Origin of the sequence: Streptomyces sp. UG1 (genome assembly GCF_049974585.1) — a bacterium.
GTDB lineage: Bacteria > Actinomycetota > Actinomycetes > Streptomycetales > Streptomycetaceae > Streptomyces.
The window spans coordinates 66,784-81,348 of record NZ_JBNGGG010000022.1 but is presented as its reverse complement, the minus strand read 5'-3'; the positions used below and the strand labels follow the sequence as shown (position 1 = coordinate 81,348).

Genomic DNA, 14,565 nt, shown 5'->3' with positions numbered 1-14,565 from the left:
CGGGATCGCGAGCACTTCCCTACGCCAAGCGCCCGCTGAGAACATCGGACTCGTTCATCGGGCGTGAGGGCGAACTGGATTCCGTGACGGTTGAGGTGACGACCATCAGGGTCGCCGAACGCCCGCGAGTCCGAGTCCGTGACCGACGGCCCACAGCAGCAATTCCTCGAAGGATGTGTCCATGCGGCTGGCCCTGAAGACGTCGGACCCTGTGCGAGCCAGGTCCCTGCGGCGGCTCCTCATCACACTTCTGGTCGCCGCTGTCGCCGCCGGCCTGGCGATCGGCTACATCGCGGTGGCCAACGCGGTGAACCAGCCGGAGCTTCGCATACGCGGCATCCCCGACAGCGGCGTGCTGAACGCCGCCGCCGACTCCTCCGAGGCCATACTCACGGTGGACGTGGTCGATCGCCACGACGACGAGGCGCTGCGCGATGAGGCGCTGCGCAGTGTCGAGGCCAGGCTGAACGGCGAGATCGTCCCCACCCTGTGGGTCGGAGACCACAGGGTGATCGATGTGGGGGCGTTGCGGGACGGGGAGTACGAGCTGACGGTGACCGCCGACCCTGGCCTGCTCTCGCGCGAGATCACTCTCAGCCGCCGTTTCGTCGTGGGCACCCAGCCGCGCACACGGGCAGGGGAAGCACCATGAGACGGCCGTGAGGTGCGTGGTGCGTGGTGAGTGGTGCGCGGGCAGGAGTCATCGCGTGACCGAGCCCTGGCAGATGTCCGGTTCCCGCCGAGAAGGGTGGGTCGGGTCACACGATCCATGTGGTGTGGCGTTCCATCGGCCTCCGGCGCGTATCGGCTGCGATCGATGCGCCTGGAGCGGCCGGAGGCGCTGGTGGATGTGCCGCTGAGTCAGTTGTTGGCCGCGCGTAACGGCGTCATCGAGTTCACCGGACGCGGTGCTGAACTGGACGCGATGCGTTCGCTGGCATGACGAGCAGCCCGCGCGGTCGGCGGTGCTGTTGGTTCGCGGGCCCGGCGGGCAGGGGAAGACGCGGCTGGTCGCTCGGTTTGCCACGGAGTGCCGGGCCGGGGGGATGGGATGTGCTGGAGGCCAGGCGAGGGACCAGTTCGCCGAGGTTCTCGGGCGTGACCGACACGGCAGGTGTCGCTCGCCCGGGGAGACTCGGCGACCCGGCGTGCGCGCTCGCGCTGTCCCCCCTGGAATGGGCGTCCACGGCGGCCAGCGCCGCCATATGAAGCCGTGCCAGGCGGGCGCGTCCGTACTGGACCTGACGGGGGTGACATCACCGGCCGCGCCCGCGGCCGCCGTCCTGGCGGACCACAGGGTCTGCTCCCCCCGGCCGACACCGCCGAGGTGCTGGAACCGCTGCACCCGGACCGGCTGGCCGAGGATTTTGTCGCGCTGCTCCTTCCCGGCCATCAGGTCGACGGCCACGAACCCGACACGTGGACGGCCGAGTGCCCGCACAGCTCCTGGCCGACGAGGATTCCCCGTCGCTGCCGGCCGTCGTCCGGTCCACGCTCACGGTGCTCGTGGAAGCCGCGCGCCGCTGGCCCCGTCTCCGTGAACGGCACCTGAGCCCGCTCTGCACGAGCACCCGCAACCGGCGCTGGCCGCCGGGGGCGCGGTACTCGGTGCCCTGGCCGAACTGGACGCGGTCTCTATCGAGGCCTGGCTCGGCCGATGGTGCGAAGCGCCGGCCGCGGTCGAAGAGGTCGAAGAAGTCGAAGAGCCAGTGCACGCCCTCCGCGGGACTGCCGACACCGGCGGCACACCGGGCGGCGGCAAAGTCCTCTCCGAGGTGGCAGCGAGCGCTTCGTGCCGCCATTCGGAAGCTGGCTCGGCCACCACCCGCGTGACACCGTCGGAGACCGCGTGACGCCGTCGGAGACCCGGCCTCCGTCCGGGTCAGGCCAGGCCGAAGCGTTCGGCGTGTATCTGTCGTGCGGGGACCCGCAGGTCCCTCAGGCTGGAGAGCACGGCCTTGGTCATGGTGGGCGGGCCGCAGACGTACACGTCGCGTTCGGTGATGTCGGGGACCAGTCGGTGCAGGCCGCTCGGGTCGAACGGCGCGGTGCCGGACTCGCCGGTCCTGCCCGTGAGCAGGTGCAGCCGTCCGCCCCGTAGCGCGACCAGCTCCCGCACCTCGTTCAGCAGCACGGCGTCGGCCTCGCTGCGCACCCGGTACAGCACCACGACGTCGCCGGTCGCCTGCTCCTCCAGCATGGCCCGCACCGGAGTGATCCCCACGCCACCGGCGATCAGGAGGGCGCCGGGCCGGGTCCGATGCAGCGAGGTGAACGCGCCGTACGGCCCCTCGACGAAGGCGCGGCTGCCGGCCGGGACGTTCCGCAGGCCAGCGCTGGCGCTGCCCACCGCCTTCGCCGTGAGGCGCAGCCCCTGCCCGCCCGGCGCCGCCGACAGGGAGAAGGGGTTGGCAAGCCACCAGTGGTTGTGCCCGGGGAACCGCCAGATGCAGAACTGGCCCGCGCGGGCTGGGAGTCTGTCGAGGTGCCGGCCGGTGACGTACACGGAGACCACGTCGTCCGACTCCGGCACCACGGCCGCGACCCGGAATCGGTGGTACGCGTTGCGCCACAGCGGCACGGCCAGGCGCCCGGTCAGCAGCGTGCCGAAGGCGAACAGCCACAGGGTCCACCAGTAGGCGGTGGCGAACGCGGAGGACGTGAACGTCGTGGTCTCCTGCAACTGGTGGACGAACGCCAGGCCCAGGGCGACGTAGAGGAGAAGGTGCAGGCCGTGCCAGATCTCGTAGCGCAGCCGCCGCCGCAGGGGGCGGGTGGAGATCACGGCGATCGCGGTGATGACGGCCGCGGCGAGTATGCCCAGCAGGGAGGCCGGCACCCCGCTCAGCGCGACGAACGTCCTGCCCATGGACGTGTCGTCGAGCGTCGCGTAGCCGAGCACCACCAGCGTGGCGTGGGTGAGGACGGTCCACAGCAGGGTGAAGCCGACCCAGCGGTGCCACACCGTGAGCCGGTCCATGCCGATACGGCGGTCCAGCCATGGCAGCCTGGCCACCAGCAGCAGTTGGAACAGCATCAGCAGGGCCGCGTGCAGTCCGAAGAACTTGGCGACCGTGAGCACGCCGTTCTTGCCCGAACCGGCGCTGAGGAACAGCGCCTCGACGATCACCACGTTGACGGTGACGAATGCCCACATCGCCCGTCGCGCCGCGTCCACCGGAAGTACGGTGCCGTTGCGCACCGTGCCGCTCGTCGCCGCCATGGTTGCCTCACATCCCCCCGGGCCGCAGTACTCGTGGCCCGTATGAACAAACCCCATGAAGACCGAGGAATTCGGCCGGATGTGCACCTCGATCGGGTAAGAATACGGCGCGCGGGCCGGATCCGTTCACACCGGAACCGACCAATCTAACCGGGGTTGGGTGCGTTGATGTACGTGGTGCCGCCGCCGGCGATCGCTGCGTGGATCAGACGGCCGGGTCCGCTCGACCCGGGCGACAGCGACCAGGACGGGGAGTGAGCGCTCTACGCCTCCAAGGGCTGGAGCGGTGAACCGCCGGAAAGCCGACTTCGTGGACGCGACCACGCGCGCCCAGGACGCCCATGTGGAGCAGGCCCGCCCGCCGGCCCTGCGCGGACGGTACGAGGAGGCCATGCTCGGCGAACGGGCCTGGACCCTGCACGCGCCGGCCAGGCCCCGGGCGCACACTGGAAGCAGAAGGGCATGGCTTCATGAGCCGGACGTGGAGGTGGGCCATGAGCACCCTCGAAGAACATGTGGATGTCGGAGTTCCGATCGACCGGGCGTGGGACAGCCTGCACCGGGTGGAGAACTATCCGCGCTTCCTGGCGGGGGTGAGCGAGGCCCGTGCGGAGGGGAGCGGTCGGGCGCGGCTGGGTGTCGAGGCCGGCGGGCGGGCCCGGGAGGTCGAGGCCGAGGTCTCCGATCGGGCCGGGGAACGCGTGCTGGAGTGGCGTACGACAGGCGATCCCGCGCTCGCGGGGTCCTTCTCGCTGCTGGCGATCGACGACGGTCACACCCGGGTCCAGGCGCGGCTGGAGTACGACCCCGGCACGGTCAGGGACACCTTCGGCGGGCCCAAGGGGTTCGCCCAGGCGAACGCGATCGAGCGGCTGGTCCGCGGTGATCTGGAGCAGTTCAAGGAGTACGTGGAGCGGGGGCGGTGAACCGGGCCGGGGCGTGACTCAGGGCTTGCGGCCCACCCCGCAGTACGCGTCGACCGCGGCCGTCGCCGGATCCGTCGGGCCATGGGCGTCGGGGCGCCACTCGGGCACCTGGACGACGCCCGGGTCCACCAGGTCCAGGCCGTCGAAGAAGGCGGCGATCTCGCCGATGCTGCGCACGTGGTAGGGCACGGCGCCGCTGGCGTTGTACGCCTCGGACGCGGCGATCATGCCCTCGCTGGTGGCCGTGCTGTCGCTGATCACCAGGTGGCTGCCGGAGGGGAGGCCGGCCAGGAGGCGGCGTACCAGGTCGCGGGCCTGGTCGTGGTCGGCGACATGGCCGAGGGTGTTGAGGATCATCAGGGCGACCGGGCGGGACAGGTCGAGCGTGCCCGCGGCGGCCTCCAGGACGGCCTCGGGGTCGTACAGGTCGGCGTCCAGGAACGCAGTCATGCCCTCGGGGGTGCTGGTGAGCAGGGCGCTGGCGTGGGCCAGCACGACGGGATCGTTGTCGACGTACACGATCCGGGCGTCCGGCGCCACGCGCTGGGCCACCTGGTGGGTGTTGTCGGCGGTCGGCAGGCCGGTGCCGATGTCCAGGAACTGCCGGATGCCCGCCTCGCCTGCCAGGTGGCGTACGGCGCGGCCCAGGAACTGCCGGCTGGTGACGGCCACGTCGACCAGGCCCGGGAAGATCTCCTTGATCTCGTCCCCGATCCGCCGGTCGATCTCGTAGTGGTCCTTGCCGCCGACGAAGTAGTTCCAGAAGCGGGCCGAGTGGGGCCTGGAGGTGTCGATCCGGATGTCGGGGTCGAGGTCGGGCACGGTGGGCCTCCTGGGGATCGATGCGAAGCGTTCGCCGGTGATCAAATCAGCAACCAACCTAGTGAACGACCGCTGAACGCGGGCGAGTTGACGCAGAGACGATTGACACACCGTGATGTTTTGGCCATCCCTGACGCCGCGGGCAGACCGGCCGGCGCCTCAGTGATCCAAGTTCACGGCCGGCGCGGTGTCCGTGGGTCGAAGCGGACTTGTCCTCCGCCGGCTCAGGACCGGCGAACGCCCGCCGGCACCGGCCCGCCGCCCTCCTCCACGTCCCGCAGCCCCGCCCCCACCAGCCCCAGCGTGGGGAGGTGCTCGTGAAGGCCAATGGGGCGGGGGAAGTTCGTGAAGGCCGGTGGGGCCGGGCCGCGGGGTCGGCATCGAGCGGAGCTAGCATCCGCTTATGACTGCTGACACCAACGCATCCCCTCTCACCGTCGAGATCGGCGCCCTCCAGGGCGGCTCCGCGAACCTCTCCCAGTACGCCGGCAAGGCCGTCCTCGTCGTGAACGTCGCCTCCAAGTGCGGCCTCACCCCGCAGTACACCGGCCTGGAGAAGCTCCAGGAGCGCTACGCGGAGCGCGGCTTCACCGTGCTCGGCGTGCCCTGCAACCAGTTCCTCGGCCAGGAGCCCGGCAGCGCCGAGGAGATCGCCGAGTTCTGCTCGGCGACGTACGGCGTGACCTTCCCGATGACCGAGAAGGTCGAGGTGAACGGCGAAGGCCGGCACCCGCTGTACGAGCGGCTCGTCGGGTTCGCGGACGCCGAGGGGCACAGCGGCGACATCCGCTGGAACTTCGAGAAGTTCCTGATCGGCCGCGACGGCACGGTCGTCGCCCGCTTCTCCCCGCAGACCGAGCCGGAGGCAGCGGAACTCGTGGCCGCCGTCGAGGGCGAGCTGGCGTAGCCGACGGTTGACCTTGCCCCTGGGGCAGGGCTGAGCGTCCTTGTCACCGGGCGGAACGGTCCGCCCGGTGACGGAGGAGAGGGCTGTGGACGACGAACTGCTGACCATCGGCGCGTTCGCCGCGCGCTCCAGGCTCTCGGCCAAGGCGCTGCGCCTGTACGACCGCCTGGGGCTGCTGGCCCCCGCGCACGTCGACGAGTTCAACGGCTACCGCTACTACCGCGCCGACCAGATCGAACGCGCCCGCCTCGTGGCGCTCCTGCGCCAGCTCGACATGCCGCTCGCGCGGGTCGCCGAGGTCGTCGAGGCCCCGGACGGGGCCACGGCCGCCGACCGGCTCACCGCGTACTGGGCGGACGTCGAGACGCGGGTGGCGGAACAGCGGGCACTGGCCGAGTACCTCCGTGAACGGCTGTCGGGGAGGAGCTCCGAGATGTACGGAAAGTTCGATGTCGAGACGGTGGACGTGCCCGAGCAGGTGCTGATCACCGAGACGCGTCATGTGCTGGCGGGCGAGCTGCCGGCGTGGATCGGCGCGTCGCTGGGCCGGCTGACGGAGGGGGCGCGGGAGTGCGGCGGCGTCACCGCGGCACCGTTCGTCGTGTACCACTCCGATGTGTCGATGGAGAGCGACGGACCGGCCGAGTCCTGTGTGCCGGTGGCCGACGAGGCTGCGGCCCGGGCCTGGGTCGAGAAGCAGGGCCGTACGCATGACGCGAAGGTGCGCGTCGAGCCGGCCCACCGGCTCGCCTACACCCGCATCACCAAGGCCCAGGTGAACCATCCGCAGATCCTGGCCGCCTTCGAGGCGGTGGAGGAGTGGATCCCGCAGCAGGGGCTGTGGCAGGCGGGCCCGTGCCGCGAGGTGTACTTCGCGGACTGGGACGCGGCGGGCGCCGATGACCCGGTGTGCGATGTGGCGTTCCCGGTGAGGTGAAGTGAAGTGAGGTGACCGGGCCGGCCGGCCCGGCTGAGCCAGGTCTCACCCCTGGCTCAGCTCCTCCGGGCAGGGCGTGCCGCGCGGCACCCCGTACGGTGCCGCCAGGTGGTAGGTGCCGGCCTTCGGGGCCAGAAGCATCGTCCACCGGTCGCCGAAGGCGTCCTCCTCGGTCTCCGTCAGGCAGCCGTTGACGTTGTCGTACGTCTTCGGCTCGCCGTCGGGCCGGTCCTTGGACGCCTCCGTCTCCTGAGGCGGGTCGAGCTTCTTGCCCTCGGCGTCGACGATGCTCAGCCAGGGCGAGTAGGGGATGCGGACGAGGACACGGCCCGGCTTGCTCACCCGCATCGTCAGCTCGCCCTGCTCGGCCCGGTCCACGACGGCGTTCGGCTCGGCGAGCGGCGCCGGGTTGGTCACCTTGAACAACTGCCAGTTGGCGTCGCCCCACACCTGCCGCAGATACGGCATGCCGCGCTGCACCAGCTCCCGCTCCCGCTCCGCCGCCGAGGGGTCCGGCTCGTCCTTGGGCAGCACCACGAAGTGCACCGCCCAGCGCTTGAGCCACTCGTGGTAGTTCGCGGAGTTGAGGGTGTCGTCGTAGAAGAGCGGGTTGCGCTTCATGTCGGCCTGGCGGTTCCAGCCGCGGGCCAGGTTGTAGTACGGCGCGAGGGCGGCGGCCTCGCGGTGGGAGCGGACCGGTACGACCTCCACCCGGCCCTTCTCGGCGCCGACCTCCTGGAGCTCGTTGACCAGCGGCGCCAACTGGCGCGCCCAGGACGCCTCCGGGGCGGCGTGCGTGACGTCGTCGACCGTCTTGTAGCCGATCCAGCCGGCGAAGGTGAGCAGGGCCAGCACGCCCGCGTACCACTGGCGCGAGCGCGGCACCGCGAACGGCAGGGCCGCCACCAGCGTCGTGCCGGCGAACAGCATCGCCAGGCGCGTGATGTTGGAGCCGATCTGCGAGCTGATCACCCAGACGAGGACCACGGAGACGCCGTAGACCGCGGCCACCAGCCGGACCGACTTCCACTCCGTGGGCACCAGGAAGAACACGGCGACCGACATCAGCAGCGGCAGGAGCACCGAGCCGATCACCATCGGCTGGGTGCCCGAGAACGGGAACAGCCACGCCGACAGCGCGACCACCGCCGACGGCGCCAGCCCCAGCGCCCAGGCGCCCGGCCGCCGCTTCTGCAGGAACAGCGCCACCGCCACGAAGCCCACGAACAGCCCCGCGACCGGCGACGCCATGGTGGCGAGGGCGGCCAGCGGGGCCGCGCACAGCGCCTTCGCCCAGCGCTTGTAGCGCCAGCGGTGCGGCCAGCAGTACACGACGGCGACCGCGCCCAGCGCGAACATCGTGCCCAGGCCGAAGGTCACCCGGCCGGAGACCGCGTTGGCGATCAGCCCGAAGATCCCGGCGAGCGCGGCCCACAGCGGATTGCGCACCGAGCGGCTGCGCAGCAGGATCAGCGTCAGCAGGCCCGCGGAGGCGGTCCCCGCGATCATCATCGTCGTACGGACGCCGAGGACCGACATCAGATACGGCGACACCACGCTGTACGACACCGGGTGCATACCGCCGTACCAGGCCAGGTTGTAGGCCGAGTCGGGGTGCCGGCCGACGAACTCGGCCCAGGCGTCCTGGGCCGCGAGATCGCCGCCGCTGTTCGCGAACGTGAAGAACCAGATGACGTGGAGCAGCCCGGCCAGCGCCGTCATGGACAGCACCGGGTGCCGCAGCAGGCGCTCACGCAGGGCGTGGGCGGCGGCCTTCACACGGGAGGGCGGTCTTTCCTCCATACGGCTTCGATCGTCTTCCGGGCGCGGCTCGGGTACGCGTATTCGCGGACCGGCTCCTGGTCCCGGATCGGCGTCGTCGGCGCGTGTCGGCTCCGCAGTGGCCACTTGTGAGGCACTCCCCGTGCTGTCCCGTCTTCTTCTGTTCCGGCCGCGTCCCGTTTCCCGCGTGTTGTCGGCCCAGACCCTGAAGGTTCCCCGGCCGCGCCTTGTGAGCGGCGACCTGCCCGTTTCGTGACGCTAGCACGCAGCCCGCCGACGGGCGCCGTCGGCGGGCTGCGGTGCGGTCTGTTCCGGTGCCCGCGGGTCAGCCGATGCGGGTCAGCTTGTCCGTGAAGCCCGGTTCGGTGAGTTCCGTCCGCAGGGCGACCGGGATCTTCACCGCGCCGCTGGTGCCGTCACCGACGGTGAGCGTGCCCACCTGGGTGCCCGCCTTCGCGGTGTGCGGCACCTCGTCGGAGGCGAAGGTCAGCTTCACCTTCAGGCCGGACCAGCCGACCGCCGTGACGTCCTTGGTGGCGACGACCGCGGTGCGGCCGCCGAGACCGTCGTCCACGTACCCGACGACGTCACCCTTCTTCAGGATGGTCGCCGACTCGAGCGCGTCCTGGGCGGCGCGGATGAGCTGGTCGCCGCCGACGAGGGCGGCGCTGAGGATGGTGTTGTCGGTGCCGCCGGCGGGCTGGCGGACGACGGCGCCGACGATGGTGCGGGTCTCGCCGCCGATCTCCTTCTTCGCGGCGAACACCAGGTTGCCGAGGGCGGAGGTGGTGGTGCCGGTCTTGATGCCGACGACGTTGTTGCGGCCGACGAGCTGGTTCCAGTTGGAGTGGTTGACGCCCTTGTAGTCGTCGTACGACATCATCGCGGCGACCTCGCGGAAGGCGGGCTGCTTCATCGCCGCCTTGGCCAGCTTCACCTGGTCCACGGCCGTGCTGACGGTGGTGTTGTTCAGGCCGGAGGGGTCGGTGTACGTCGTGTTCGTCATGCCGAGGTCCTCGGCGGCGGCGTTCATCTTCTCTACGAACGCCTTCTCCGAACCGGCGTCCCAGCGGGCCAGCAGGCGGGCCACGTTGTTCGCGGATGCGATGAGGATGCTCTCCAGGGCCTCGCGCTGGGTGATCTTGTCGCCCTTGGTCACGTCGACGGTCGACTCCTGGCCCGCGTCCGCCTGGTCCTCGGCGGCCTGGTCGATCTCGATCTCCGGGCCCTCGGCGCCGCTCTTGAGGGAGTGGTCGCGCAGGATGACGTACGCGGTCATGACCTTGGCGACGCTGGCGATCGGGACGGGCTTCTGGTCGCCGGAGGAGCCGAAGGTGCCGATGCCGTCGACGTCGAGCGCGGCCTGGCCCGCGGCGGGCCAGGGGATGTCGATCTTGCCGCCCTCGAAGGTGTAGGTGTCCTTCGCGGTGAGGTCGAGGGTGGGGGTCGGGAGCGGGCGCACGGACTGCACGACCCCGAAGACGATCGCGAGCAGCACCACCAGGGGCGTCCAGATCTTGATCCGCCGGATGACGGTCCGCACGGCGGTGTCCGGGGGCGGCGGGGTGTTCGTCAGCTCGGCGAGCAGGTCGAGCGGCGGCTTGGGCGGCAGGGGCTGCTGCGTGGTCCGCTCGGGGCCGACCTGGGGGACGGCGGCGGTGACGTCGGGGGTGGGGCCGCGGTGCGGAGCCTGCGGGGTGGGGCTCTGCGGGGCCTGCGGCGCCTTGGGCGGCGCCGTGTCCTCGCGGATGTCCGGCTTGAGCGCGACGAACTTGCTGGTGCGCTCGGCGGGGGCCTCGGCGTCGGGCCTGGGGGCCTTCAGCATGGTGGTCGGCTGATCGACGGCGGGCTTGGCGGGGGGCCGTACGGCCTTGAAGACGGCGGTGGCCTGATCGACGGCCTCGGCTCCGCCTTCGCCCGTCCGGGCTTGCCCACCCGCACCACCCGTGCGACTTTCGTCGCCGGGTGCGGGTGGCCCCTGTGGGGGGTCACCGCCGTCGGCGGCTGCGGGTGAATCTTGGGGGGTGTCCTCGGCCTTCCCGGACGCGGACGCCGCCTGCGGGCCTCCATCACCGTCGGCGGGGGCGGGCGCCTCCTGCCGGGCCTCATCGGCGCCGGCGAGTGCGGGTGCCCCCTGCCGGGCCTCAGCTGCGTCGGCAAGTGCGGGTGCCCCCTGCCGGGCTCCGTCGGCATCACCGTGTGCGGAACCCCGTCGGGCTTCATCGGCGCCGGCGGCTGAAGGTGCCGCCTGCGAGGTGGTCTCACCCTCGCCGCGGGCACCGTCGCCGGGTGCGGGCGAGCCCTGCCGGGCTCCATCGCCGCGGGCGGGTGAACCCCGCCGGGCCTCTTCACCTTCGGCGGCGGGCGCCGCCTGCGAGACGCTCCCGTCCTCGCCGCGCGTGGGTGCCCCTTGCCGGGCCTCATCGGCGTCAGCGGCTGCGGGTGCGTCGTCGGGGGCAGCGGCGTCGTCCGCGGCGGTGGACTCGGCGTCCGCAACCTCCCCTGCGGCGCTGGTGGTGTTCACGTCGTCCGAGTCGGCGGGAGTGGTGGGCTCGGCGTCCGCGTCGTCAGCCGCGGCGCGCTTGGCGGGTGCGCCCTGGTCCGCGTCGGTGCGTCCGGCGTCCACGCCTTCGCCCTCGTCGGTGCCGGCTGCCTGGGCGGCCTCGTCTATGCCGGTGCCGGCGTCCCCGGTGGCCTCGTCGGCCCCGGGAGCGGCTCCGGTGGCCTCGTCGGGGGCAGTCGAGCCGTCCTCGGCGCTGGTGGACGGGTCGTCGGTGTCGGAGGACGCCGCAGCGGTCGCCTCTGCGTCCGGTGCCGTCTTCTCGCCCTCGGTGTCCTCGGTGTCCGCGGAGGCCACCCAAGCCGCCACAACCGCCTTCAGGCGGTCGTCACTCGACGTGGCGTCGGCCTCGGCGTCGCCCTTGCTCGGCTCGGCCGCGGCCGCAGTGTCCGCGTCCTCGGCCGGCGCCGCCACGGCCTCCGCGTCGCCGGTCCCCGTCCCGGCGCCCTCCGCGCCGGTGGTCTCCGTCCCGACACCCTCCACGCCGCTGGTCTTCACCCCGACGCCCTCCGCGTCGCCGGTCTCCGTTCCGGCGCCCTTCGCGTCGCCGGTCTTCGTCCCAGCGCCCTCCGCCTCGTCGGCCCCGGCACGCTCCTCGCCGTCCGGCTCCGTCGCGGCGCGTTCCGCGGTGTCAGGCCGCGCCTTCGTGCTCTCGTTGCTCTCGGCCACAGGCCTCGTCTGCCCGGCAGCGGACTTCGCATGCCCGGTGGCGTTCGCCTCCGTGTTGCCGACCTCAGGCCCCTGCTCGGCGTTGCCCGCCGCAGGCCCCCGCTCGGCGTCCTCGACGCCCGGCTTCGGCCCGTCGGCCTCCCCGGCGCCCCCCATCCGCGCCCGTACCGCCTCCAGTTCAGCCCGGGACAGCACGCGCGTCGCCGTGTCGACGCCGCCCCGTGACGTCTCCCGCGCCACCACCAGGCGCGGGTCGCCCTTGGGTTCGGGGGTGGGATCCGGAACCGGAACCGCGCTCCCCGACGTCGGTACTGCCGACGACTCGCGCTGCTTCGACCTGTCGGGGGACTCGCCCGCCACCGATGCCTCCTCCATGTGCCGCACGCCTCCGTGCGTCTGCCGAACCGTGAGCCGTCGCCCGGACACCGTGCCCGCACGACCCCCCGTGCCGCTGCCCGAACCATGTACCAGTGTCCTGTGCGCGGCGCTCCGCTCGTGCGGTAGACGAGAACGACATACCTACCGGTTCCCTCACGAACCGGTCACGCACTCTCGACAGACCAATGTGAGAGGGGTCACCCTGTCTTTCATCCACGCGGGGAGGCATGGATGGGCAGGAGCCGCAGAACACTTCCGGAGGAGCTTCTGCTGCTGGCACTGGACCCGGCCACGGGTACCACTGCACAGCCGCAGTCGCTCGACCTCGGTCTGGCCGGAGCACAGCTAGTGGAGCTGGCGCTGGCCGGACGGATAGCCCCTGACGGGGATCGTATCGCCGTGGTAGCCCCACGGCCGACTGGAGATCCGACTTTGGACTGCGCGTTGGAGTTGCTGCGAAGGCGCGGCGCTCCGGTACGTGCCGTCCACTGGATCGGCGGGCCCCGGCTGGGGTTGCGCCAGACCTATCTCTCACATCTGGAGAGGTGCGGCATGGTGCACGCCGTCGCCGGTCAGATGTGCGGAGTGTTGCCGACGACTCGTTACCAGGCGACGGACAACGCCATCAGCCGGGAGATCAGGGCCCGGCTGGACTCCGCGATCCGCACCGGCGTGCCGCCGGACCCGCGGACCGCGGCGCTCGCCGCCCTGGCACACGCGGTCGGCCTCGGCAAGCATCTGTATCCGGGCAACGAGGGCAGGTCCTCGAGGTCCCGGCTGCGGGATCTGATCCGGCACGATCCCATGGGCGGTCTCGTCGCGCACGCGGTGATGGACGTCCAGAACGGCGCGGCGGCCCAGCCGCGTCGCAGCCCGGCGCCGGCCGGCCGTCAGGCCGCCCCCGGAGGCAGGGCCGCAGCGGAACCCTCCCGTGGGGTTCCGGTGCAGCAGCGCCGCGGATCGATGGCGCGCGTCGTGGCCCACTGAGCCGCGGTTCCACGACCCGCAACGCATCAACCCGCAGCGCCTGAACCACCAGCTCGACAGGCACTTCACGCACGCCACGTGCAGCGCCGCACCGCAGTCACCAGACCGGTACGGGAGCCGCTGGCCGCGCGGGGTGACGGGACCGCCCCGTCCGGACATCGGACGGGAGAACACCGGTCCCGCCGCCCCGCGCGGCCGCATGTGCCGGGACAGAGGCCGAACTGGCGTGTATCCAGCGCATATCCACCGTTTCCCAGCGGTAGTAAGCACCTTGGTGGCAGTCTGCTCAACAGCAGATACGCAAAGTGGCAATCACAAGGCACGCAGCCGGAGGTGCACGTCCCGTGGCGTCCAATGTCAATCCCACCGTCAGGCGACGCCGGCTGGGCCAGGAGCTGCGCCGGCTCCGCGAGCTCAAGGGCATGACGGCCGAGGAGGTGGCCGAGCGGCTGCTGGTGTCGCAGTCGAAGATCAGCCGGCTGGAGAACGGGCGGCGCAGCATCAGCCAGCGCGATGTCCGCGATCTGTGCGGGGTCTACGAGGTGGAGGACCACCGGATCGTGGATTCGCTGATGCAGATGGCGAAGGACAGCCGCCAGCAGGGGTGGTGGCATTCGTTCGGTGATATTCCGTACAGCGTTTACATCGGGCTGGAGACCGATGCGGCGAGTCTGCGGGTGTACGACCCGCAGGTCGTCCCCGGGCTGTTGCAGACCCCGCAGTACGCCCAGGCCCTGATCGCGGGGGCGTTGCCGGAGACGGCTCAGGGCGAGATCGAGAAGCGGGTCCAGGTGCGCATGCGCCGACAGGAACGAATCTCCACCGCGGAGAACCCGCTGCGCCTGTGGACCGTCATGGACGAGGCCGCCCTGCGCCGGGTCGTCGGCAACCGCTCCCTCATGCGCGACCAGTTGGAGCAGCTCGTCGAGCAGTCCCAGTTGCCGCATGTCACCGTGCAGGTGATCCCTTTCGAGATGGGCGCGCACCCGGGCCTCAACGGCCAGTACGCGATCCTGGAGTTCCCGGACGCGGCCGACTCCAGCGTCGTCTACATCGAGGGCGTCACCAGCGACCTGTACCTGGAGAAGGCCAACGACGTCCAGAAGTACAGCGTGATGTACGAGCACCTGCGGGCGCAGGCCCTGAACGTGGACCAGTCACGCCAGTTCATCGCGGACATCGCCAAGGAGTACGCGCGCTGATGCCCCCGCCCCGACCAGGAAGCGCCGTACGGTACACCGTCTCCCGGTCGGAATGGAAGAGTCCTCTGGAATATGCACCCACCCGAGTGAATAGTCGCTTCGTAAGCCGATGTTGGCGAGTAGCGTCGATCACGCCACCCAGCACCACAGGTTGGCGTGAATCGTCCCGCGG

The 14,565-nt window shown here is 71.4% G+C and carries 11 protein-coding genes; 7 read left to right on the top strand and 4 right to left on the bottom strand.

Annotated elements, in window-relative coordinates; all coding sequences use genetic code 11:
• The first annotated feature begins 181 nt into the window (after positions 1 to 181).
• Together ACP4J3_RS24310 and ACP4J3_RS24305 are read left to right on the top strand one after the other, a co-directional pair.
• Positions 182 to 652 carry a hypothetical protein gene (locus ACP4J3_RS24310; protein WP_426537819.1) on the top strand — a complete coding sequence of 157 codons (471 nt, stop codon included), beginning with the start codon at positions 182 to 184 and terminating at the stop codon, positions 650 to 652.
• 165 nt (positions 653 to 817) lie between these two features.
• Complete coding sequence (locus tag ACP4J3_RS24305) at positions 818 to 943, top strand: hypothetical protein (protein ID WP_426537817.1); 126 nt, start codon at positions 818 to 820, stop codon at positions 941 to 943.
• A 939-nt stretch (positions 944 to 1,882) separates the two neighbouring features.
• Here ACP4J3_RS24305 and ACP4J3_RS24300 read toward each other — a convergent pair.
• On the bottom strand, positions 1,883 to 3,223 hold the full coding sequence (locus tag ACP4J3_RS24300; RefSeq protein ID WP_426537815.1) for a ferredoxin reductase family protein: 1,341 nt from the start codon (positions 3,221 to 3,223) through the stop codon (positions 1,883 to 1,885).
• Positions 3,224 to 3,717: 494 nt separating this feature from the next.
• On the opposite strand from ACP4J3_RS24300, the gene ACP4J3_RS24295 reads away from it, so the two are divergent.
• A complete protein-coding gene (locus ACP4J3_RS24295; protein ID WP_426537813.1) occupies positions 3,718 to 4,149 on the top strand; it encodes an SRPBCC family protein in 432 nt (143 codons plus the stop codon).
• 18 nt (positions 4,150 to 4,167) lie between these two features.
• On the opposite strand, the gene ACP4J3_RS24290 is transcribed toward ACP4J3_RS24295, so the two are convergent.
• Positions 4,168 to 4,971 (bottom strand): SAM-dependent methyltransferase, encoded by an 804-nt coding sequence (locus ACP4J3_RS24290; RefSeq protein WP_426537811.1) that lies wholly within the window; start codon positions 4,969 to 4,971, stop codon positions 4,168 to 4,170.
• Positions 4,972 to 5,374: 403 nt separating this feature from the next.
• Here ACP4J3_RS24290 and ACP4J3_RS24285 point away from each other — a divergent pair, with 403 nt between their 5' ends.
• Complete coding sequence (locus tag ACP4J3_RS24285; RefSeq protein ID WP_426537809.1) at positions 5,375 to 5,878, top strand: glutathione peroxidase; 504 nt, start codon at positions 5,375 to 5,377, stop codon at positions 5,876 to 5,878.
• 85 nt (positions 5,879 to 5,963) lie between these two features.
• Positions 5,964 to 6,815, top strand: a complete 852-nt coding sequence (locus ACP4J3_RS24280; RefSeq protein WP_426537807.1) for a MerR family transcriptional regulator — start codon at positions 5,964 to 5,966, stop codon at positions 6,813 to 6,815.
• A 45-nt stretch (positions 6,816 to 6,860) separates the two neighbouring features.
• Here ACP4J3_RS24280 and ACP4J3_RS24275 read toward each other — a convergent pair whose 3' ends face one another.
• Positions 6,861 to 8,723: an MFS transporter gene (locus ACP4J3_RS24275; RefSeq protein WP_426537805.1), complete on the bottom strand. Its 1,863-nt coding sequence runs from the start codon at positions 8,721 to 8,723 to the stop codon at positions 6,861 to 6,863.
• Between the two features lie 199 nt (positions 8,724 to 8,922).
• Positions 8,923 to 11,268, bottom strand: a complete 2,346-nt coding sequence (locus tag ACP4J3_RS24270) for a D-alanyl-D-alanine carboxypeptidase (RefSeq protein WP_426538016.1) — start codon at positions 11,266 to 11,268, stop codon at positions 8,923 to 8,925.
• Between the two features lie 1,167 nt (positions 11,269 to 12,435).
• Here ACP4J3_RS24270 and ACP4J3_RS24265 point away from each other — a divergent pair.
• A complete protein-coding gene (locus tag ACP4J3_RS24265) occupies positions 12,436 to 13,191 on the top strand; it encodes a GOLPH3/VPS74 family protein (protein ID WP_426537803.1) in 756 nt (251 codons plus the stop codon).
• A 344-nt stretch (positions 13,192 to 13,535) separates the two neighbouring features.
• A complete protein-coding gene (locus ACP4J3_RS24260; RefSeq protein WP_426537801.1) occupies positions 13,536 to 14,393 on the top strand; it encodes a helix-turn-helix domain-containing protein in 858 nt (285 codons plus the stop codon).
• Positions 14,394 to 14,565: the final 172 nt, after the last annotated feature.

What these genes read in the sequence shown, in the direction of transcription:
- ACP4J3_RS24305 (WP_426537817.1), top strand. Translation starts at nt 818, where the DNA reads ATGCGCCTGGAGCGGCCGGAGGCGCTGGTGGATGTGCCGCTGAGTCAG.
- ACP4J3_RS24300 (WP_426537815.1), bottom strand. Translation starts at nt 3,223, where the DNA reads ATGGCGGCGACGAGCGGCACGGTGCGCAACGGCACCGTACTTCCGGTG.
- ACP4J3_RS24285 (WP_426537809.1), top strand. Translation starts at nt 5,375, where the DNA reads ATGACTGCTGACACCAACGCATCCCCTCTCACCGTCGAGATCGGCGCC.
- ACP4J3_RS24265 (WP_426537803.1), top strand. Translation starts at nt 12,436, where the DNA reads ATGGGCAGGAGCCGCAGAACACTTCCGGAGGAGCTTCTGCTGCTGGCA.
- ACP4J3_RS24310 (WP_426537819.1), top strand. Translation starts at nt 182, where the DNA reads ATGCGGCTGGCCCTGAAGACGTCGGACCCTGTGCGAGCCAGGTCCCTG.
- ACP4J3_RS24295 (WP_426537813.1), top strand. Translation starts at nt 3,718, where the DNA reads ATGAGCACCCTCGAAGAACATGTGGATGTCGGAGTTCCGATCGACCGG.